We start from the raw sequence: 1,028 nt of genomic DNA, 5'->3' as shown, positions 1-1,028 counted from the left end.
GGGCTAGGGGCTTTCGTTTGAATCCGGCTGGGTCAGGGGGCGGGGTCTGGTGCCGTGGATCGCAAGGCGGAGGAGGGAACCGACGCGGAGCGTCGGCTCCCTGCTGTGACGACAACGCCGCGAGGCGTGGTGCCGGGGCACGCGAGCCCAGCAAGATCCGAACGAGAGGCCCTAGTGTCGTCCTCCTCCACCATTCTGGCGGATGTGCTCCAGGGCACCGTCCTGCGTCTTCTGGAAATTCTTGCCCGACTCAAGAGTGAGCCGGGCCGCGTTGGTGACGGCGTCCGCGAATGAGGCGACCGCGTCACGGAGTTGGGCGTGCGGCTTCACATAGTTCTCGGCGAATCCGTGCCCGATCTGGTCGTTTCCCCACGGAGGATCCTGCGGGTCGAACTCCGTCGCGCTCACGAACGCCTTCGCGGTCCGCTCGATCAACTGGCTGACCTCATCGGTCATACCGCCGCCGGCCTGGACGTGCGACGGGTCCGCTATAAACATGTTGTCGTCAGGCATGCCTGCTGCCCCCGTCCTCGCGCGTGGAAGATTGGCGGTTCTCGGCGGAACCCGGCTGCTTTGTCAACAGCCCCTCGGCGCCCAGTGGTTCGAGAAGCCGGTCGAGATCGAAGCCTTCCATCCCCTTGCCCGCGACCCCCAGTCCACCACCCGAGACGGACTCGAACCGGGCCGCCACCTGGTCGGCGATCTCCTGACGAGCTTTGGCCAACGCCTCCAGAATACTCGTCGCCAGAGCCTGGCCCGACATCTCCTTGTACTTGTTGTTGAGGAACCTCAGGCCACTGGCCTCCCCCTGGGAGCCGACGGTCACCTCCACCGCCCGGTCCTTCGACCTGACGGTCACCGAGAGGGACATCACCTCGTCCCTGGCCTTCATCAGCGACTCGTGCTGCTTGGTGAATTCGGACATGGCCTGCTCAAGCTGATGCTGCAGGGAGTCGTCCATGGTGTCTTCGCCCCTCTGTGTGGTCGTGCGGCGCTGCTTGTTGATCAGAAAGCGGTACGGAGCCGAC

2 protein-coding genes are annotated in these 1,028 nt (G+C 65.0%); both read right to left on the bottom strand.

The features are described from left to right. Positions 1-171: 171 nt before the first annotated feature. Complete coding sequence (locus ABZ707_RS21250) at positions 172-513, bottom strand: hypothetical protein (RefSeq protein WP_360177004.1); 342 nt, start codon at positions 511-513, stop codon at positions 172-174. Further along, on the bottom strand, positions 506-961 hold the full coding sequence (locus ABZ707_RS21245) for a YbaB/EbfC family nucleoid-associated protein (RefSeq protein WP_360177001.1): 456 nt from the start codon (positions 959-961) through the stop codon (positions 506-508). The genes ABZ707_RS21250 and ABZ707_RS21245 overlap by 8 nt, the downstream gene beginning before the upstream one ends. Positions 962-1,028 lie beyond the last annotated feature (67 nt).

This window comes from Streptomyces sp. NPDC006923 (assembly GCF_040635655.1).
GTDB lineage: Bacteria > Actinomycetota > Actinomycetes > Streptomycetales > Streptomycetaceae > Streptomyces.
The sequence above is the reverse complement of the archived record's forward strand: the minus strand, read 5'-3'. Positions and strand labels throughout refer to the sequence as shown.

Excerpts from the sequence above, each read along its gene's own strand:
- ABZ707_RS21250 (WP_360177004.1), bottom strand. The coding sequence starts at position 513 with ATGCCTGACGACAACATGTTTATAGCGGACCCGTCGCACGTCCAGGCC.
- ABZ707_RS21245 (WP_360177001.1), bottom strand. The coding sequence starts at position 961 with ATGGACGACTCCCTGCAGCATCAGCTTGAGCAGGCCATGTCCGAATTC.